Here is a 19,151-nt window from a genome sequence, read left to right on the forward strand (position 1 = left end):
GGAGGGAGTCCGTCAGGACGTGGCGATCTCGGGGAACCACTCCTGCACGCGGTCGATGAGGGCCGCGACGAAGTCGTCGCGCTGGTGGTGCTCACGGATCCACGCCACGATGTCGCCGCCGGCGCTCGCATCGACCTCGGCGCGGCACGCGTCGGTCTCGGTGAGCGCCCGGGTGAGCATGTCCGCGGCCTGCCGGGGGGAGTCGTAGAGGAACGGGTAGCCCGGCGGGACGAGCGCCCGAGCCCAGGGACGGTCGGGCAGGATGCCGACGACCCCGGCCATGAGCGCCTCGAGGTACTCCAGTCCGTAGGCCTCCTCGACCGCCGTGGCGAGGAAGGCCGTGGACGAGGCCAGCGCCTGCCAGTAGCCCTCCTTGGTGGCGGTGAGCGGGCCGACCCAGGCCCACGGTTTGGCCGAGAGGTCCATCGCCCTCTCGGAGACGAGGTCGCTCTGGTGGAGGCGGGCCTCGACGCGCAGGGGGACCCGCTTGCGGACGCGTTCGACCACCTGGAGGAAGGTCTTGGGATCCTTGCGCGCGGAGAGGTAGATGGCGGGGTACAGCACGACGGGGACGTCGGGCTCACGGCGAGGTTGGGTCGCCGACATGTTGACGCCGAGGTTGGACCACGCGATCCGGGCCTTCTCGGCGAGGTGGGAACGCGTCCAGCTCTGCACGATCTCCCGCACCTCACCGGCCGTGCGCTCGGAGTTGCAGAAGGTGGGGAAGAGCGCGAACGACAGCCCGAGCGCGGCGAAGTTGACGGGGTGGTGGTACATCGAGGGGTTGCGCCACACGAAGTTCATGAGCTTGGGCTCGTCGCCGTGGGAGTGGAGGACCTGCCACACGCCCACCGAGTCCAGGCAGTCCATGTTGAGCACGAGCGTGTTCGCGGCGTCGACGAACTCCAGCGGCACCATGTCGAACCCGTCGCAGCGCCGGGCGGCGTTGCCGACGACGCTCGCCCCGGGGAACGCCGCGAGCAACCGACGCACGAGCGTCGACCCGGCATCCTGGCCGAGGATGCGACCCTCGGCGTCCACGAGCGTCTCGTGGTCGATGAATCCGTACTTGATCGCCACCCGCATGTCGCACCTCCGCGCCGAAGGGCACCGACGAACCCGGACGTCGTCGCAGCCCACCTGTCACGCTAGGCCGCTCACGACCGTGCGAGGATGACGAACGTCCCGTGATGAGCAGCACGCGCGGGTTTTCCCGTCCACGAGGCGGGCCGGCCCTCCGCGATTGGCCGCGGCGACCCCTGCGAACCTCGGACGCCTTTTGGGTCCGGCGGCCCCGGCTGATATCCTTGACCGTGATCGGTCGTGTCGTGCCGACGCATCGCCCTGGTGATCCTCGCGTCTCATCGCGGGGGTCGGACCCTCGTGGTCGGGGAGGTCGACCGGCACGACTGCCCCAAGAGAAGCCGCTCACCACGCTTCCACCCTGTGATCGCCTCAGGTCACCGGGTCGCCAGGGCCCTCCCACGGAGGGTCCGCCGGTGCGGAGTCGCTTATCCGCGACGCCCTCCGGACCGGCGGTGGTGATTCGGCCTTTCGCGGGGAGCCCGCGGAGGGCCGTCGTCGTCTCCGGAGTCCTCTCCGAGGTCGCGATCGGCCCGAGGTGGGTGGCACGCCCGAACGACAGTATTCAGACAAGGAGCTCGACATCAGCGAAGCCCGCATCAACGACCGCATCCGCGTCCCGCAGGTCCGTCTGGTCGGACCCAACGGGGAACAGGTCGGGATCGTCAAGATCGAGGAGGCGCTCCGCCTCGCCGGTGACCTCGACCTCGACCTCGTCGAGGTCGCGCCCATGGCGAACCCGCCGGTCTGCAAGCTCATGGACTACGGCAAGTTCAAGTACGAGGCCGACATCAAGGCCCGTGAGTCGCGCAAGAACCAGGTCAACACGGTCATCAAGGAGATCAAGCTCCGCCCCAAGATCGACCCGCACGACTACGGCACCAAGAAGGGCCACGTCGAGCGGTTCCTCAACGCGGGCGACAAGGTCAAGGTGACGATCATGTTCCGTGGACGCGAGCAGTCGCGTCCCGAACTCGGGTTCCGCCTGCTGCAGCGTCTCGCCGAGGACGTCGCCGAGATCGGTTTCGTCGAGAGCGCGCCCAAGCAGGACGGCCGCAACATGATCATGGTGCTCGGCCCCACCAAGAAGAAGGCCGACGCCAAGGCTCAGCAGCGCCGCAAGCGCGACGAGGCCGCGGCGGGCTCGGCACGCGAGACCACCGAGCAGGCTCCCACCGAGCAGGCGGCCCCCGCCGGGTCCTGACCGACCCACCACGACAGCCGCACCGTGCCCCGGCCCCGCCGGAGTCGCGGTGCGACCATCACGAACGCCCAAGGAGAGACGGCATCATGCCGAAGAACAAGACGCACAGCGGAGCCAAGAAGCGTTTCCGCATCACGGGCAAGGGCAAGGTCATGCGCGAGCAGGCCGGCGGCCGTCACCTGCTCGAGCACAAGTCCAGCAAGTTCAAGCGGTCGATCGCGAACGACCTCGAGCTCGCCCCCCAGGACGCCAAGAAGATCAAGCGACTCCTCGGCAAGTGAGTCCCGCGCCGCCGCGCCCAGCGGGGTTCTGCCCCCGGCGTGAGCCGGCCGCCCACCCGTACATCAGCAGCACACAAGGAGACATCACGTGGCACGCGTGAAGCGGGCAGTGAACGCCCAGAAGAAGCGCCGGGTTACCCTCGAGCGCGCGAGCGGCTACCGCGGTCAGCGGTCCCGCCTCTACCGCAAGGCCAAGGAGCAGGTCACCCACTCCCTCGGCTACTCCTACCGCGACCGCAAGGCGCGCAAGGGAGACTTCCGTCGTCTGTGGATCCAGCGCATCAACGCCGCGGCCCGCGCGAACGGCATGACGTACAACCGCTTCATCCAGGGGCTCAAGGCCGCCGAGATCGAGGTCGACCGTCGCATGCTCGCCGAGATGGCCGTCAACGACGAGGCCGCGTTCGCCGCGCTCGTCGAGGTCGCGAAGGCCAACGTGCCCGCGACCGAGGCCAAGACTGACGCCGCCTGACTCACGGCCGTGTCGACCGACCGGGCCAGGGAACCGCTCACCAATCCGCGCGCCGAGCGGGTGCGCAAGGTGGCGGCCCTGGCCCGTCGTGCTGTCCGGGTCCGGGAGGGCCGGTTCCTCGTCGAGGGCCCACAGGGCGTGCGGGAGGCGGTGCGACACCGCCCTGACCTCGTTCAGGACGTGTACCTCGACCCCGACGCCGTCGACCGCTTCCCCGAGATCGAGCAGGAGGCCCGCGCCGCCGGGCTGTACCTGCACGAGGCGACCCGTGAGGTCCTCGCGGCGATGGGTGACGCGGCGACCTCCCAAGGCGTGGTCGCCGTGTGCCGGACGCTGGACGTCCCTCTCGCCGAGGTCCTCGCCGTCGCGCCCCGCACGCTCGCGGTGCTCTCCCACGTCCGCGATCCCGGCAACGCGGGAACCGTGCTGCGGTGCGCCGACGCCTCCGGTGCCGACGCCGTGGTCCTCACCGAGGCGAGCGTCGACGTCTACAACCCCAAGGTCGTGCGGTCCACGGCGGGGTCGCTGTTCCACGTCCCGGTCGTCGTGGGCGTGGCCGTCGAGGAGGTGATCGCCGCCGCCCACGAGTCGGGCATGATCACCCACGCGGCCGACGGGGCGGGCGAGGTGCTGCTCGGCGAGGCCGACCTGGGCTCGCGACATGCCTGGGTGTTCGGCAACGAGGCGTGGGGACTCGCGCCCGAGGTGCGAGCGGCGTGCACCGATGCCGTGCGCGTGCCGATCCATGGGCGTGCCGAATCGCTCAACCTCGCGATGGCCGCGACGGTGTGCCTGTACGAGTCGGCGCGATCACGCCCGGTCGGCCGGGCGGGAGCGGGGTCGCGATGAGCACGAGCGATCGCGCGCGGGAGGCGAGCCGCGACGCCGCGGTCGTCCTCGACAGCCTGCCCGACGGCGTCGTCGTCGTGGGTCCCGATCGCCGCGTCGAGGTGGTCAACCCCCGCGCTGCGCAGCTCCTCGGACGGCGCGCGGAGGATGTCGTGGGCACCCCTGTCGCCGAGGCGCTGCCCCTGCTCGACACGGCGGGCCACCCGTGGTGGGACGTCGTCGACCCCTGGGGCGGTCTCGACATCCGCACCGGTCACCGGGAACGGATGCTCCTGCTCCCCGGGCGCGGTCGCGTCCTCGTCACGATGAGCTTCGTGCGCGAGGCGCCTCGCGGAGCCGTCGTGCGAGTGGTCGTCGCGCTGCGCGACACCGACGCCCGCCGCCGCGCGGATGCGGAGACCTCGGAACTCATCTCCCTCGTCGCGCACGAGTTGCGGGCACCACTCGCCTCGGTCAAGGGGTTCTCGACGACCCTGTTGCGCCGGTGGGATCGGTTCACCGATGCCCAGAAGCACCTCATGATCGAGACGATCGAGGCGGACGCCGACCGCCTCGCCCGTCTCATCCACGAACTCCTCGACGTCTCGCGCCTCGACACGAGCCACCTGCGACTGGAACGCCGCCGAGTCGACCTCGTCGCCATCGTCCGACGGTGCGTGGCCCGCCTCGTCGCCACCGGGCTCGACGAGGACCGGTTCGACGTGCGCATCGACGTCCCCGACGGCGAGGCGGACGCGTGGGCGGACGCCGACCGGCTCGACCAGGTCGTCACCAACCTCCTCGAGAACGCCGTCCGGCACGGCGCCGGCACCGTGCACGTGCGGGTCGCCGCGGACCGCGCCGAGGACGGGACGTCCCCCACCGCGCCACCCCGGTGGGTGGTGAGCGTGGCCGACGAGGGGGAGGGGGTCCGCCCCGAGCACTACGCCCGGGTGTTCTCCAAGTTCTGGCACGGATCGCGCCGCGGGAGCACCGGCCTCGGGCTCTACCTCGTCCGCGGTCTCGTCGAGGCGCACGGCGGGTCGGTCTCGGTCGACCGCGCACCCGAGGGCGGCGCACTCTTCCGGTTCACGCTGCCCGCCGCTCCCGACCGGTCTCGCTGACGTACCCGGGCCTCCGGAGATCCCCGCCCGGGCCTCCGCCCGCGGGTCGAAACCCTTTTTCCCCGTGCCGGGCCCCCCAACTAGGATCGGGGACGTGTCAGGACCCAACACCTCATACGACCCGGTCGAGGTCAGCGCGCTCGACCCCGCACAGATCGAGGCCGACGTCGTCGCCGCCCTCGACGCGATCGCGGCGGCGACCGACCTCGACGAGCTGAAGGCCGCTCGCCTCGCCCATGCGGGGGAGAAGAGCCCCCTCGCCCTCGCCAACCGCGAGATCGGGGCGTTGCCGCCGAGCGCCAAGGCCGAGGCGGGCAAGCGCGTCGGCGCGGCCCGCGGCCGTGTCGGTGCCGCCCTGAGTGAGCGCCAGGCGGTCCTCGAGGCGAGGCGCGACGAGGCGATCCTCCGCGAGGAGACGATCGACGTCACGGTGACCACGCCGTTGCGGCGGGTCGGCGCACGGCACCCGATCTCGCTCATGTCCGAGCGTGTCGCCGACATCTTCGTCGGCATGGGGTGGGAGATCGCCGAGGGCCCCGAACTCGAGAGCGAGTGGTACAACTTCGACGCCCTCAACTTCGCGCCCGACCACCCCGCGCGCGAGATGCAGGACACGTTCTTCGTCGACCCGCCGACCTCCGGGCTCGTGCTGCGCACCCACACCTCGCCGGTCCAGGCGCGCACGCTGCTGCAGCGGGACACGACCCGGTTGCAGCGCGGCCTGCCCCTCTACGTCGCGGTGCCCGGGCGGGTCTACCGGACAGACGAACTCGACGCCACCCACACGCCCGTCTTCCACCAGGTCGAGGGCCTCGCGGTGGACCGTGGCCTCACGATGGCCCACCTCAAGGGCACGCTCGACCACTTCGCGCGCGTCCTCTTCGGCCCCGAGGCGACGACCCGGTTGCGGCCGTCGTACTTCCCCTTCACCGAACCCAGCGCCGAGATGGACCTGTGGTTCCCCCAGAAGAAGGGCGGCGCCGGCTGGATCGAATGGGGCGGCTGCGGCATGGTCAACCGCAACGTCCTGCGGGCGGCCGGCATCACCGACCCCGAGATCACCGGGTTCGCGTTCGGCATGGGCATCGACCGTGCGGTGATGCTGCGGCACGGGGTGAACGACATGCACGACATCGTCGAGGGCGACGCGCGGTTCTCCGCGCAGTTCGGAATGGAGATCTGATGCTGGCACCGGTCGAATGGCTCATGGAGCTCGTCGGTGAGGCGGGGTCCGGGGCGACGCCCCGCGGGGAGGACGTCGCGGCCGACCTCGTGCGCGTCGGGCTCGAGGAGGAGGACCTCCACGGTGGCGACATCACCGGCCCGCTCGTGGTGGGTCGCGTCCTCGACGTCACCGACGAACCGCAGAAGAACGGCAAGACGATCCACTTCTGTCACGTCGACGTCGGCGACCACGGCCAGCGGGCCGCCGCCGGGGGTGACCCCTCGGTGACACAGGAGATCGTCTGCGGCGCCCACAACTTCGCCGCGGGCGACCTCGTCGTGTGCATCCTGCCCGGTGGTGTCCTGCCGGGTGACTTCGCGATCTCCGCGCGCAAGACGTACGGGCACATGAGCAACGGCATGATCTGCTCCTCCCTGGAGCTCGGGCTGGGGGAGGACCACGACGGCATCATCGTGCTGTCCGAGTGGTTCGCCGACCGGCCCGAGGTGCTCGCCGGGCTGCAACCCGGCGACGACGCGATCCCGCTGCTCGGTCTCGACGCCGAGACCGTCGAGGTCAACGTCACCCCCGACCGCGGGTACTGCTTCTCCATGCGCGGCATCGCCCGCGAGTACGCCCTCTCGCGGGGTCTCACCGGCTTCCGCGACCCGGCCGGACCCGACGCGGTGCACGTCGCCGCCGCGAACGACGCCGGATACGAGGTCCGCATCGCCGACGATGCGCCCATCCACGGCACCCCCGGCTGCGACCGGTACGTGGCCCGCGTCGTGCGCGGCCTCGACCCCACCGCACCCACCCCGGGGTGGATGGCCGACCGTCTCGTCCGCTCGGGGATGCGCCCGATCTCCCTCACCGTCGACGTCACGAACTACCTCATGCTCCTCACCGGGCAACCGCTGCACGCCTTCGACCTCGACACCCTGTCGGGGGCCATCGAGGTGCGTCGCGCCCGCGCGGCGGAGAGGCTGCGCACCCTCGACGACGTCGAGCGCACCCTCGATCCCGAGGACCTCCTCATCACCGACGGCGGCGAGGTCCCCCTCGCGATCGCCGGGGTCATGGGTGGGGCCACCTCCGAGGTCACCGCGAGCACGTCGAACGTCCTCGTCGAGGCTGCCCACTTCGATCCCATCACCGTCGCGCGCAGCTCGCGGCGCCACAAGCTCTCGACCGAGGCGAGCCGGCGGTTCGAGCGGGGCGTCGACCCCGCCCTCCCGCCGATCGTCGCGCAACTGGCCGTCGACCTCCTCGTCGAGCTGGGCGGCGGCACGATCGACGAGGGCGTCTCCGATGTGGACGGCACCACCGCGCGGACACCGATCGCCTTTCACACCCGCGACGCGTGGCGGCTCGTCGAGCCCGGGTCGACCACCGGGGCGCCGGTGCCCGAGGGGCTCGATCACGGTGCGGTCATCGCACACCTGCGCTCGATCGGGTGCGAGGTGGCCGAGGACGGCGAGGCCGACTCCCACGGCTTCACCCCGGTCGCGGTGACCCCGCCGTCGTGGCGGCCCGACCTCGAGGACGGCCCCGACCTCGTCGAGGAGGTCGCGCGACTACGCGGTTACGACCGCATCGCCTCGATCCTGCCCACCGCCCCCGGCGGCCGCGGGCAGACCCGTGAGCAGCGCTCGCGTCGTCTCGTCGGCGCCGCCCTCGCCGGCCTCGGCCTCACCGAGGTGTGGTCCTACCCGTTCGTCGGCGAGCAGGTCTTCGACCGGTTCGGCTACGAGGGTGACGATCGGCGCCGCGCCGCGGTGCGACTCGCCAACCCGTTGTCGGACGAGGCGCCGATCATGCGGACGAGCCTTCTCGACTCCCTCCTGCCCGTCCTGCGCGCCAACGTCGGTCGGGGGGCGGGCGACGTGGCGCTGTACGAGACCGGGCTCGTGTTCCACCCACGCCCGGGAACGCCGGAGGCGCCGGTGCCGCCCGTGGGGGTCCGGCCGTCCGCGGAGGTCCTCGACGCGATCGACGCCGCGGTCCCCGACCAGCCCCGCCACGTCGCCGCGGTCCTCACCGGACACTCCGTTCCCGCCGGCCCGTGGGGGTCGGCCCGGGCCGTCGAGGCCGCCGACGCCGTGAGCCTCGCGCTCGAACTCGGACGCGTCCTCGGCATCGAACTGCGTCCCGAGGCCGCCGCTCACGCGCCCTGGCACCCCGGTCGGTGTGCCGCGATCCGTCCGGTCGATCGCAACGGGTCGGTCGGTGAGATCGTCGGGTACGCCGGGGAACTCCACCCCAACGTGTGTACCGCGGTCGAGGTGCCGGTGCGCACGTGCGCGCTCGAGCTCGACCTCGACGCGGTCCTCGCCGCCGTCGGTCCGGAACCGGTCCAGGGCACCCCGCTCTCGACGTACCCGGTCGCCCGCACCGACGTCGCCCTCGTCGTCGATGCCTCGGTCCCCGCGGGCGAGGTCGGCCGGGCGCTGCGCGACGGTGCCGGGGACGCCCTCGAGAGCCTCACGCTCTTCGACGTCTACGAGGGCGACCAGTTGCCGGCCGGACGCAAGTCGCTCGCCTACCGGCTGACGTTCCGCGCGACCGACCGCACGCTCAAGACCGCCCAGGTCAGTGCGATGCGCGACGACGCGGTCGCCGCCGCGAAGCGCGCCACGGGCGCGGAGCTGCGAGGATCGCCGGCATGAGCGACGAACAGGTCATCACCGACAGGCGGGCTCCGGTCGCGGTCGTCACCGGTGCCTCCCGAGGGATCGGTGCGTACCTCGCGAACGCCTTCGCCGAGGCGGGTTACGTCGTCGAGCGGTCTTCCCGCCGTGGACGACCCGGCTCGGAGGGTCCGGAGGTCGTCGCGCTCGACGTCACCGACGAGGACGCCGTCCGCGCCTACGTCGACGCGGTCGTCGAGCGGCACGGGCGCATCGACGTCCTCGTCAACAACGCCGGGGTCATCGACGCCGAGGTGCCGTTGTGGGAGGCCGACCCGCAGGAGTGGTGGCACACGGTCGAGGTGAACGTGCGGGGGCCGTTCCTCGTGGCGCACGCGGTCGTCCCGCACATGCTCGCCGCGGGCTCGGGGCGCGTCATCGACCTCAACTCCGGGTCCGGCACCCGCAGCAACGACGTCTCGACGGCCTACTTCGTGGGCAAGACCGCGCTCGGGCGCATCACCGGCGGTCTCCACCTCGCCGGATTCGACCAGGGGCTGCGCGCGTTCGACCTCGCGCCCGGGGTCGTCCGCACCGACATGACCGAGTCGATGGGCTCCCACGAGGGCCGCACCGAGTGGACCGACCCGCGGCAGGTGTGCGACCTCGCCCTCGGGTTGGCCTCCGGGGAGCTCGACGCCTGGTCGGGGCGCATGGTGCGGGCCGGGGTGGACACCCCCGCCTCGCTGCGCGCCGCCGCCGGGGGGCTGGACGAGCGCGCCCGCCAGGTCCTCCTGGTCCCGTGGGGCGAGGACGACCCCCTGGCGTGATCCCCGCCGCCGCGGCTCACCCGTGACTGCATGAATCCTCGGTGTTATGTATAGTCATGCACATGAGTCGCGCGGCGGTGGCGGGTGCCAGCGGGTATGCCGGTGGAGAGATCCTCCGGCTCCTGCTCGCACATCCGGAATTCGAGATCGGTGAGCTGTGCGCAGCGGGAAACGCGGGCTCGCGCCTACGGGATCATCACCCCCACCTCGTGCCCCTCGCCGACCGCGAACTCGCGCCGACCGATCCGGACGTGTTCGCCGGGCACGACGTCGTGTTCCTCGCGCTGCCCCACGGTGCCTCGGCGGCGCTCGTCGCCGACCTGCCCGACGACGTCGTCGTCATCGACTGCGGCGCCGACTTCCGCCTCACCGACGCCGCCGCGTGGGAGCGCTTCTACGACACCCCCTACGCGGGCAGCTGGCCCTACGGCCTGCCCGAACTACCCCGGCGGGGCGCCTCGTCCCGCGACGCGTTGCGCGGCGCGCGGCGCATCGCCGTCCCCGGGTGCTACCCCACCGCCGTGTCGCTCGCACTCGCACCGGGATTCGCCGACGACCTCCTCGAGCCCGACGACGTCGTCGTCGTCGCGGCGAGCGGCACCTCGGGGGCCGGCAAGTCCCTCAAACCGCACCTGCTCGGCGCCGAGGTCATGGGGGCGATGAGCCCGTACGGCGTCGGCGGGGTGCACCGACACGTCCCCGAGATCGTCCAGAACCTCACCTGCGCGGCCGACTCGCCGGTGACGGTCTCGTTCACTCCGACGCTGGCCCCGATGCCCCGCGGCATCCTCGCCACCGGCACCGCCCGGCTGCGTCCCGAGGTCGACGTCACGGGGGTGCGTCGGGCCTGGGAGCGGGCCTACGGCGACGAGGCGTTCGTCCACCTCCTGCCCGAGGGACGGTGGCCCTCGACGGGGGCCGTCCTCGGCTCCAACCTCGTTCAGATCCAGGTCGCGATCGACGAGGCGGTCGGCCGCGTCGTCGTCGTCGCCGCGATCGACAACCTCACGAAGGGCACCGCCGGCGGTGCCGTGCAGTGCGCCAACCTCGCCCTCGGCCTGCCGGAGACGGCCGGCCTGCCCACGACAGGAGTCGCCCCGTGACGATGACCCACGACCAGATCCCGACCGCCGTCGGGCGGCAGGGGTGGACGCTCCGCCTCCACGAGGGGGAACTCGTCTTCGCGGGACTCCCGGCGGGCAGTGACATGCCCGCATGGGCCAAGGACGCGCGCCCGCTGTCGTCGATCGCGTGGCACGAGGGGGAGACCTCCGTCCTCGCCCCGTGCGACGTCGTCCCCGACGGGGTCGAGAAGTTCGGCCCCTGGCGGGCCTTCGAGGTCGAGGGGCAGATCGACTTCCTGCTCACCGGCGTCCTGCACGGGATCATCTCGCCCCTCGCTGCGGGGCAGATCGCCGTCACCACCGTGTCGACCTACCGCACCGACTGGATCCTCGTCCCCTCCGAACAGACCGCGCAGGCCGTCAACGTCTGGCGATATCACGGGTACGCGGTGCGGGTCGACGAGCCCGGGTCGCGGAACACCCCGGACGTCGACGGCGCGGAGGAACTCGCGTGAGCGTCACCGCCTCCGCGGGATTCCGCGCCACGGGCGTGACCGCGGGCCTCAAGCCCTCCGGGCGTCCCGACGTGGCCCTGCTTGTCAACGACGGCCCCGATCACCACGGCGCCGCGGTGTTCACGACGAACCGTGTCGAGGCGGCCCCGGTGACCTGGAGCCGGCAGGTCGTCACCGACGGCCGTATCGACGCGGTGATCCTCAACTCCGGGGGCGCGAACGCCTGCACCGGGCCCGAGGGGTTCGGCGACACCCACCGCACGGCCGAGCATGTCGCCGAGCGGCTGGGGATCTCGGCGGGCGACGTCGTCGTGTGTTCGACGGGGATCATCGGCGAGCGTCTGCCCATGGATCTGCTTCTCTCCGGGGCGGACTCGGCGGCCGGATCGCTCGCGACCGACGGTGGGGCGCAGGCGGCCGAGGCGATCATGACGACCGACACCCGGCCCAAGGAGGCCACCCGCAGCAGTGCCGACGGCTGGTCGGTCGGCGGGATGGCCAAGGGTGCGGGGATGCTCGCGCCCGCCCTCGCGACGATGCTCGTCGTGCTCACGACCGACGCGGTGACGACCCCCGACGACCTCGACGCGGCCCTGCGCGCCGCGTGCACCGCCACGTTCGACCGGGTCGACTCCGACGCCTGCATGTCGACCAACGACACGGTCGTCCTCCTCGCCTCCGGCGCCTCGGGCGTGCGGGCCCCGCGCGAGGAGCTCACCGCCCTCGTCCACGACGTGTGCGCCGATCTCGCCCGCCAGCTCATCGGCGACGCCGAGGGCGCCCAGCACGACATCGAGGTCGAGGTCGTCGGCGCCGTCAGCGAGGACGACGCCGTCGAGGTCGCCCGTGCGATCGCCCGCAGCGCCCTGTTCAAGTGCGCCGTCTTCGGGGGCGACCCCAACTGGGGTCGGATCGTCTCGGCCGTCGGGACGACGTCGGCGGAGTTCGACCCCAGGGCCCTCGACGTCGCCGTCAACGGCGTCCAGGTCTGCCGAGCCACCGGCGTCGGCGAGGACCGATCACTCGTCGACCTCTCGGGCCGCCACGTCCACGTCGTCGTCGATCTCAACGCGGGCGCGCAGCGCGGCACCGTCTGGACCAACGACCTCACCCACGACTACGTCCACGAGAACTCGGCCTACAGCACATGAGCGACGACACCCCCTCCACCCTCGACGACTCCCGTCACCCCGACGGCAACCCCGACGGCGTCGGCACCGATGTGACCGTCTCCACGACCGACGCGGGGCAGACCGACCGGGCGGCGGCGCAGCGGCACCTGCGTCACCTGCGCGACCGCGCGAGCCTCGAGCGGGCACGGAGCAAGGCCCACACCCTCGTCGAGGCCCTGCCCTGGCTGGAGCGGTTCAAGGGGTCGCTCGTCGTCGTCAAGTACGGCGGCAACGCGATGATCGACCCCGCCCTCACCCAGGCGTTCGCCAAGGACGTCGCGTTCCTGCGGTACGCGGGCCTGCGGCCGGTCGTCGTCCACGGCGGCGGTCCGCAGATCGCGGCGATGCTCGACCGCGTGGGCCTGGCGAGCGAGTTCGCCGGCGGCCTGCGGGTCACGACACCGGAGGTGATGGAGATCGTCCGGATGGTGCTCGTCGGCCAGGTGGGTCGCGAGGTCGTCGGTCTGCTCAACCAGCACGGCCCGATGGCGGTCGGTCTGTCGGGGGAGGACGCGCACCTGTTCGGTGCCCGTCGGCGGGCCGCGACGGTCGACGGGCGGCAGGTCGACGTCGGGCTCGTCGGCGACGTCGTCACGGTCTCGCCGTCGGCGGTCGTCGACATCCTCGAGGCCGGTCGCATCCCGGTGGTCTCGACGATCGCCCCCGACCTGGAGAACCCCGGTCAGGTGCTCAACGTCAACGCCGACACCGCCGCGGCGGCGCTCGCCGTCGCGCTCCGGGCTCGCAAGCTCGTCGTGCTCACCGACGTCCCCGGCATCTACGCCGACTGGCCCGACCCCGACTCGTTGCTCTCCGAGCTCGGTGTCGAGGACGCCGAGGAACTCCTCACCCGCGTGGACTCGGGCATGGTGCCCAAGCTCGAGGCCTGCATCCGGGCCGTACGCGGGGGAGTCCCGCAGGCGCACGTCATCGACGGGCGCACGCCCCACTCCCTGCTCCTCGAGGTGTTCACCGAGGAGGGCATCGGCACGATGATCCTCCCCGCGGCCGACGACGACGTCGACGACACGGGCGCCCCCGTCCACCTGGAAGGACTGTCATGACGACCTCGACCTCGGGCACCAGCTCGCGCCCCGCCGACGAGGCGACCACGTCACCGCGAGCCGGCGGGCAGGCCGAACTGCTGCACCGGTACGACGCCTCGCTGCTGCCGGTGTTCGGCCCGCCCAAGCGGGTCCTCGCCCGTGGGGAGGGGGCGCAGGTCTGGGACGTCGAGGGGCGGCGTTACCTGGACCTGCTCGCCGGAATCGCCGTCAACGCCCTCGGGCACGCGCACCCCGATCTCGTCGCGGCGGTCCGCGCCCAGGTCGGCGACCTCGTCCACATCTCCAACGTCTTCACCTCCGAGCCCCAGATCGAGCTCGCCGAACGGCTGCTGGAGCTCGCAGGGGCCCCGGCCGGCTCGGCGGTGTTCTTCACCAACTCCGGGACCGAGTCGATCGAGGCCGCGATCAAGCTCGCACGTCGCACCGGTCGCGCGGGGCTGCTCGCCGCTGAGGGGGCGTTCCACGGACGCAGCACGGGCGCCGTGGCCCTCACCGCCAAGCCCGCCTTCCGGGACCCGTTCGAGCCGCTCATCCCCGGCGTCCGGCGAATCCCGTTCGGCGACGTCGACGCCCTCGAACAGGCTCTGTCCGGGGACGCGGGTCGCGAGATCTCCGCGCTGTTCCTCGAGCCCATCCAGGGTGAGGGCGGCGTCGTCCCTGCGACGACCGAGTACCTGCAGCGTGCCCGGGCCCTCACCTCCGAGGCCGGGGCCCTGCTCGTGCTGGACGAGATCCAGACCGGGATCGCGCGCACGGGGGCGTGGTTCGCATTCCAGCGGGCGGGCATCACCCCGGACGCGATGACCCTCGCCAAGGGCCTCGGGGGCGGCGTGCCGATCGGTGCGCTCGTCACGTTCGGGCCGGAGGTCACCGGTCTGCTCGGTGTGGGCCAGCACGGCTCGACGTTCGGTGGCAACCCCCTGGCCGCCCGGGCCGGCCTGACCGTCCTCGACGTCATCACGCGTGACGGGCTCCTCGACCACACCCGCGCGATGGAACGCGAATTCCGTTCGCTCGTCGAGGCACTGGGTGACGACCGGATCACCGAGGTCCGCGGTTCCGGACTGCTGCTGGCGCTCGGCCTCGCCGAGGACGTGGCCGCGGACCGAGTCGCGGCCCTCGCCCTCGACGAGGGCTTCATCGTCAACGCGGCCCGGCCGGACACGATCCGCCTCGCGCCTCCGCTCGTCGTCGGGGCCGCCCAGCTCCGCGAGTTCGTCGACGCACTGCCCGGCCTGCTGGACCAGGTGGCGCCACGTCCGTCGACGACGCCGTCCCCCACCACGACTGCGTCACGGGAGGGGTGAACGTGGCCATCGCCCAGTCGCGCGCCGCGCGGCAGCAGCGGATCATCGAGATCCTCGAGCACACCGCGGTGAAGTCGCAGCCCGAGTTGCAGGAACTGCTCGCCGCGGACGGGTACGACGTCACCCAGGCGACCCTCTCGCGTGACCTCGTCGAGGTCGGGGCCGTCAAGGTGCGGATGGGACGGAGCCTCGTCTACGCCGTCCCCGCCGAGGGCGGCGACCCCACCCCTCGCCCGGCCGCCGACCCGGCCGAGTACGACGCCCGGCTCAAGCGACTGTGCGAGGAACTGCTCGTCTCCGCGACGTCCTCGGGAAACCTCGCGGTCCTGCGGACCCCGCCGGGTGCCGCGAACTACCTCGCGAGCGCCATCGACAAGACCGAGGTCCAGCGCCGGGCCGGGATCATCGGTACCGTCGCGGGTGACGACACGGTGCTCGTCATCGCGGCGGACGTCGACGGCGGAGCACTCGTGGCGGAACGCCTCCTCGCGCTCGCCGCCGGGGACATCGACAACAGGAAGGACACCCGTTCGTGAGCCAGCAGACGTCGCCCGGTGCGGCATTGTGGGGCGGTCGGTTCTCCGGCGGCCCCGACGAGGCCCTCGCCGCCCTGTCCAAGAGCACCCACTTCGACTGGCGACTCGCGCCCTACGACCTCGCGGGGTCGCGGGCGCACGCACGGGTCCTCCACGCGGCCGGCATCCTCGACGAGGCGACGCTCGAGGCGATGCTCGCGGGCCTGCGCAGCCTCGGGGCCGACGTCGAGAGCGGGGCCTTCGTGCCCGCCGAGAGCGACGAGGACGTCCACACCGCCCTCGAACGGGGCCTCGTCGAGCGGGCCGGCGCGGACGTCGGTGGGCGGTTGCGGGCCGGACGGTCGCGCAACGACCAGGTCGCCACCCTCTTCCGGATGTACCTGCGCGACCATGCACGGATGTGCGCCGGCCTCCTGCTCGACGTCGTCGACGCACTCGTCGCGCAGGCGCAGACCCACGAGGGGGTGGCGATGCCCGGTCGCACCCACCTGCAGCACGCCCAGCCCGTCCTCCTCTCCCATCACCTCCTCGCCCACGCGTGGCCGCTCCTGCGCGACGTCGAGCGGTTCCGCGACTGGGACGAGCGCTGCGCCGTCTCCCCGTACGGGTCGGGGGCGCTCGCGGGCAGCTCGCTCGGCCTCGACCCGGAGGCCGTCGCCGCCGACCTGGGCTTCGACGGCGCGGTCGAGAACTCGATCGACGGGACGGCGAGCCGCGACTTCGTCGCCGAGTTCTGCTTCGTCGCCGCGATGGCCGCCGTCGACGTCTCCCGGCTCGCCGAGGAGGTCATCCTCTGGGCGACGAAGGAGTTCGGGTTCGTCACGCTCGCCGACGCGTACTCGACGGGGTCGAGCATCATGCCGCAGAAGAAGAACCCCGACGTCGCCGAGCTCGCCCGCGGCAAGGCCGGGCGGTTGGTCGGCGACCTCGCAGGGCTCATGACGACGCTCAAGGCCCTGCCCCTCGCGTACAACCGCGACCTGCAAGAGGACAAGGAGCCCGTCTTCGACGCGATCGACTCCCTCGAGGTTCTCCTGCCGGCGTTCTCGGGGATGATCGCCACCCTGACCTTCCACCCGGAGCGGCTGGAGGAGCTCGCCCCGCAGGGATTCTCGCTCGCGACCGACGTCGCCGAGTGGCTCGTGCGCGAGGGAGTGCCCTTCCGGGTCGCCCACGAGGTCGCCGGGGCGTGCGTCCGCGCCTGCGAGGAACGCGGGATCGAGCTGTGGGACCTCTCCGACGACGACCTCGCCGCCATCTCCGACCACCTCACCCCCGGGGTCCGCGATGTCCTCTCGGTGCCGGGGTCGCTCGCCTCCCGCGACAGCAAGGGGGGGACCGCACCCGCCCGGGTCGCCGAGCAGCTCGGCAAGGTGCGGCAGACCGCGGCGTGGCAGCGCAGTTGGGCCGACAAGCGCATCTCGGTGCGCGACTGAGCGTGAACGGGCCCCAGGCGCCCGGGACGCTCACCGAGGAGTTCTACGCGCGGCCCGTGCAGGAGGTGGCGGTCGACCTGCTCGGCTGTGTGGTCCGGCACGGAGAGGTGGCCCTCCGCCTGACCGAGGTGGAGGCCTACGACGGGGAGGACGACCCGGGCTCGCACGCCTACCGGGGGCGCACCCCGCGGACGGCGGTGATGTTCGGGCCCCCGGGGCGGCTGTACGTCTACTTCTCCTACGGCATGCACCACTGCGCCAACCTCGTGTGCGGCCCGGACGGGAGGGCGAGCGCGGTCCTGCTGCGGGCCGGTGAGGTCGTCGACGGGCTCGAGGTGGCGCGGGATCGCCGGACGCGGGCCGGTCGTCCGGTCCCGAGCGACCGCGACCTCGCGCGGGGTCCCGCGCGGCTCACCGTGGCCCTCGGCCTGGACCGGAGCCATGATGGTCTCGACACCACCGTGCCCGGCGCGAGCGTCGTCGTCACGTCACCGGGACCGTCCATCGCCCGCTCGGACGTACGGGCGGGGGTGCGAGTGGGCGTCTCGGGGGAGGGCGGGGGGACGGAGTTCCCGTGGCGCTTCCACCTCGATCACCCCACCGTCTCGCCATACCGGGCGGCGGTTCGTCGTCCTCGCGGCACGACTGGCAAGCTTGGCCCGTAGCCCGTGCGACGGAGCCGCGGGCCGGACGAAGGGAAGATCCCGGTGAGCAACGTGTTCGACGAGCTGAGCTGGCGCGGGTTGGTGGCGCAGACCACCGACGAGGCCGCGCTGCGGGAAGCGCTCGGCGGGCGGCTCACCGTGTATTGCGGTTTCGACCCCACGGCGCCCAGCCTGCACTTCGGCAACCTCGTCCAGCTCATCGTCCTGCGGCATCTGCAGCGCGCCGGCCACCGGGTTCTCGGTCTGGTGGGGGGCTCGACCGGCCTCATCGGCGACCCCCGACCGACGAGCGAGCGGGTGCTCAAGACCAAGGAACAGACCGCCGCCGACGTCGAGCGGATCGCAGCGCAGGTGCGGCGCATCCTCGACGTGGACACCGACAACCCACCGGAGTTCGTCAACAACCTCGACTGGACGGCGCCCATCAGCGCCCTGGACTTCCTGCGGGACTACGGCAAGTACTTCCGGGTCAACCAGATGATCAAGAAGGACGCCGTGGCCGCCCGCCTCGACTCCGACCAGGGCATCAGCTACACGGAGTTCAGCTACCAGATCCTGCAGGCCCTCGACTACCTGCACCTGCACCGTGAGTACGGGTGCACGCTGCAGACCGGTGGTCAGGACCAGTGGGGCAACCTCACCTCGGGCGTCGATCTCATCGGCCGGGCGGAGGGGGCGTCGGTCCACGCGTTCACGACCCCGCTGCTCACCGACTCCTCGGGGGAGAAGTTCGGCAAGTCCGCCGGCAACGCGATCTGGTTGGACCCGTCGATGACCAGTCCCTACGCGTTCTACCAGTACTGGCTCAACACCGAGGACGCCTCGGTGGTCATGCTCCTCAAGGTGTTCACCGACCGCACCGCCGAGGACATCGCCGACCTCGAGCGGCAGGTGGCGGAGGAACCGTTCCGTCGCGCCGCGCAGCGTGCGCTCGCGGCCGACGTCACCACCCTGGTCCACGGGGCCGAGGCCACCGCCGCGGTGCAGCGGGCCTCGCAGGTGCTGTTCGGCAAGGAGGACCCGGCGAGCCTGGATGCCGGCACGCTCCGCGACGCGTGCGCCGAGTTGCCCCGGGCCCGGGCCGCGGTGGGGGACGAGGTGATCGACGCGATCGTGGCCTCCGGGCTCGCCGAGTCGCGCAAGGCCGCGCGTCGCACCGTCTCCGAGGGAGGGGTGTCGCTCAACAACCGCAAGGTCGACGACCCCGAGGCCCGGTGGACCGACGAGGACTTCCTCAACGGCGACCTGGCGCTGATCAAGCGTGGGCGCAAGTCCATGGCCGCGGTCGAGCGCTCGGCCTGAGCACCCTCTCGGCCCGCTCGTCGCCGCCACGCAGCCCCCGTCACCACCACGGTGACGGGGGCTGTGGCGTCCCGGCCGGTGCGCTCGCGGCGCCCGGCACGGGTGAGAGCCCTCTGACCAGCCGATTTGTCGTTCACCCCGAAGTCGTCCTAGTGTTCTCAACGTTCACCCCGGCAGGGAGGAACGGACACCAAGGCCCGAGAGGGAAGCGGTGGCCGGTCCCGCCGCACAGGTGAGCCACGACTTCCCACCGAACCGTCGGAACGGGGAGTTGCACAGGGCCGAGAGGCTCTGGTAGAGTAGACACCCGGTCGCAGAGAGAACGCCCCACAGGGCAGGGCTCCTGGATCGATCTACGACAGATCAGCCACCTTCTTCCACGACGATCGTGAATCGGTCGAAGTGATGATGTGTGTCCGATGCTTGAGAACTCAACAGCGTGCCAAAAATCGATGCCAATTGTTTGTTGG

At 72.0% G+C, this 19,151-nt stretch carries 18 protein-coding genes; 17 read left to right on the forward strand and 1 reads right to left on the reverse strand.

Annotated elements, in window-relative coordinates:
- Window positions 1–12: 12 nt before the first annotated feature.
- On the reverse strand, window positions 13–1,086 hold the full coding sequence (locus tag RT054_RS01650; RefSeq protein ID WP_312721415.1) for a glycosyltransferase family 1 protein: 1,074 nt from the start codon (window positions 1,084–1,086) through the stop codon (window positions 13–15).
- Between the two features lie 535 nt (window positions 1,087–1,621).
- Between RT054_RS01650 and infC the strand changes: the two genes are divergently transcribed.
- From infC to tyrS, 17 genes are all read left to right on the forward strand, one after another.
- Window positions 1,622–2,287, forward strand: coding sequence for a translation initiation factor IF-3 (gene infC, locus RT054_RS01655; RefSeq protein ID WP_312721416.1), 666 nt, complete (start codon window positions 1,622–1,624; stop codon window positions 2,285–2,287).
- A gap of 86 nt (window positions 2,288–2,373) precedes the next feature.
- Window positions 2,374–2,568 (forward strand): 50S ribosomal protein L35, encoded by a 195-nt coding sequence (gene rpmI, locus RT054_RS01660; protein ID WP_312721418.1) that lies wholly within the window; start codon window positions 2,374–2,376, stop codon window positions 2,566–2,568.
- 88 nt (window positions 2,569–2,656) lie between these two features.
- A complete protein-coding gene (gene rplT / locus RT054_RS01665; protein ID WP_312721420.1) occupies window positions 2,657–3,040 on the forward strand; it encodes a 50S ribosomal protein L20 in 384 nt (127 codons plus the stop codon).
- 9 nt (window positions 3,041–3,049) lie between these two features.
- Window positions 3,050–3,889, forward strand: coding sequence for an RNA methyltransferase (locus RT054_RS01670; RefSeq protein ID WP_313021794.1), 840 nt, complete (start codon window positions 3,050–3,052; stop codon window positions 3,887–3,889).
- On the forward strand, window positions 3,886–4,992 hold the full coding sequence (locus RT054_RS01675; protein WP_313021796.1) for an ATP-binding protein: 1,107 nt from the start codon (window positions 3,886–3,888) through the stop codon (window positions 4,990–4,992). The genes RT054_RS01670 and RT054_RS01675 overlap by 4 nt, the downstream gene beginning before the upstream one ends.
- 94 nt (window positions 4,993–5,086) lie before the next feature.
- A complete protein-coding gene (gene pheS / locus RT054_RS01680) occupies window positions 5,087–6,175 on the forward strand; it encodes a phenylalanine--tRNA ligase subunit alpha (protein ID WP_312721425.1) in 1,089 nt (362 codons plus the stop codon).
- Window positions 6,175–8,826, forward strand: a complete 2,652-nt coding sequence (pheT, locus tag RT054_RS01685) for a phenylalanine--tRNA ligase subunit beta (RefSeq protein ID WP_313021798.1) — start codon at window positions 6,175–6,177, stop codon at window positions 8,824–8,826. The genes pheS and pheT overlap by 1 nt, the downstream gene beginning before the upstream one ends.
- Window positions 8,823–9,617 carry an SDR family oxidoreductase gene (locus RT054_RS01690; protein WP_313021799.1) on the forward strand — a complete coding sequence of 265 codons (795 nt, stop codon included), beginning with the start codon at window positions 8,823–8,825 and terminating at the stop codon, window positions 9,615–9,617. Before pheT ends, RT054_RS01690 begins: the two co-directional genes overlap by 4 nt.
- Before the next feature lie 62 nt (window positions 9,618–9,679).
- Window positions 9,680–10,720 (forward strand): N-acetyl-gamma-glutamyl-phosphate reductase, encoded by a 1,041-nt coding sequence (gene argC / locus RT054_RS01695; RefSeq protein ID WP_313021801.1) that lies wholly within the window; start codon window positions 9,680–9,682, stop codon window positions 10,718–10,720.
- A gap of 2 nt (window positions 10,721–10,722) precedes the next feature.
- Complete coding sequence (locus tag RT054_RS01700; RefSeq protein ID WP_312721448.1) at window positions 10,723–11,196, forward strand: ACT domain-containing protein; 474 nt, start codon at window positions 10,723–10,725, stop codon at window positions 11,194–11,196.
- Complete coding sequence (gene argJ / locus RT054_RS01705; protein WP_313021802.1) at window positions 11,193–12,347, forward strand: bifunctional glutamate N-acetyltransferase/amino-acid acetyltransferase ArgJ; 1,155 nt, start codon at window positions 11,193–11,195, stop codon at window positions 12,345–12,347. Before RT054_RS01700 ends, argJ begins: the two co-directional genes overlap by 4 nt.
- On the forward strand, window positions 12,344–13,432 hold the full coding sequence (argB, locus tag RT054_RS01710) for an acetylglutamate kinase (protein WP_313021803.1): 1,089 nt from the start codon (window positions 12,344–12,346) through the stop codon (window positions 13,430–13,432). The genes argJ and argB overlap by 4 nt, the downstream gene beginning before the upstream one ends.
- On the forward strand, window positions 13,429–14,742 hold the full coding sequence (locus tag RT054_RS01715; RefSeq protein ID WP_313021805.1) for an acetylornithine transaminase: 1,314 nt from the start codon (window positions 13,429–13,431) through the stop codon (window positions 14,740–14,742). Before argB ends, RT054_RS01715 begins: the two co-directional genes overlap by 4 nt.
- Before the next feature lie 2 nt (window positions 14,743–14,744).
- The gene (locus RT054_RS01720) at window positions 14,745–15,278 is read left to right on the forward strand and encodes an arginine repressor (protein ID WP_313021807.1); all 534 of its coding nucleotides are present in this window, start codon (window positions 14,745–14,747) and stop codon (window positions 15,276–15,278) included.
- Window positions 15,275–16,714 carry an argininosuccinate lyase gene (gene argH, locus RT054_RS01725; RefSeq protein WP_313021809.1) on the forward strand — a complete coding sequence of 480 codons (1,440 nt, stop codon included), beginning with the start codon at window positions 15,275–15,277 and terminating at the stop codon, window positions 16,712–16,714. The genes RT054_RS01720 and argH overlap by 4 nt, the downstream gene beginning before the upstream one ends.
- A gap of 2 nt (window positions 16,715–16,716) precedes the next feature.
- Window positions 16,717–17,379, forward strand: coding sequence for a DNA-3-methyladenine glycosylase (locus tag RT054_RS01730; RefSeq protein ID WP_313021811.1), 663 nt, complete (start codon window positions 16,717–16,719; stop codon window positions 17,377–17,379).
- A gap of 42 nt (window positions 17,380–17,421) precedes the next feature.
- Window positions 17,422–18,681, forward strand: a complete 1,260-nt coding sequence (gene tyrS / locus RT054_RS01735; protein ID WP_313021813.1) for a tyrosine--tRNA ligase — start codon at window positions 17,422–17,424, stop codon at window positions 18,679–18,681.
- Window positions 18,682–19,151 lie beyond the last annotated feature (470 nt).

Source organism: Mobilicoccus sp., from assembly GCF_032060985.1.
Lineage (GTDB): Bacteria > Actinomycetota > Actinomycetes > Actinomycetales > Dermatophilaceae > Mobilicoccus.

Excerpts from the sequence above, each read along its gene's own strand:
- RT054_RS01650 (WP_312721415.1), bottom strand. The coding sequence starts at position 1,086 with ATGCGGGTGGCGATCAAGTACGGATTCATCGACCACGAGACGCTCGTG.
- rpmI (WP_312721418.1), top strand. The coding sequence starts at position 2,374 with ATGCCGAAGAACAAGACGCACAGCGGAGCCAAGAAGCGTTTCCGCATC.
- RT054_RS01675 (WP_313021796.1), top strand. The coding sequence starts at position 3,886 with ATGAGCACGAGCGATCGCGCGCGGGAGGCGAGCCGCGACGCCGCGGTC.
- pheT (WP_313021798.1), top strand. The coding sequence starts at position 6,175 with ATGCTGGCACCGGTCGAATGGCTCATGGAGCTCGTCGGTGAGGCGGGG.
- RT054_RS01690 (WP_313021799.1), top strand. The coding sequence starts at position 8,823 with ATGAGCGACGAACAGGTCATCACCGACAGGCGGGCTCCGGTCGCGGTC.
- argC (WP_313021801.1), top strand. The coding sequence starts at position 9,680 with ATGAGTCGCGCGGCGGTGGCGGGTGCCAGCGGGTATGCCGGTGGAGAG.
- RT054_RS01700 (WP_312721448.1), top strand. The coding sequence starts at position 10,723 with ATGACCCACGACCAGATCCCGACCGCCGTCGGGCGGCAGGGGTGGACG.
- argB (WP_313021803.1), top strand. The coding sequence starts at position 12,344 with ATGAGCGACGACACCCCCTCCACCCTCGACGACTCCCGTCACCCCGAC.
- RT054_RS01715 (WP_313021805.1), top strand. The coding sequence starts at position 13,429 with ATGACGACCTCGACCTCGGGCACCAGCTCGCGCCCCGCCGACGAGGCG.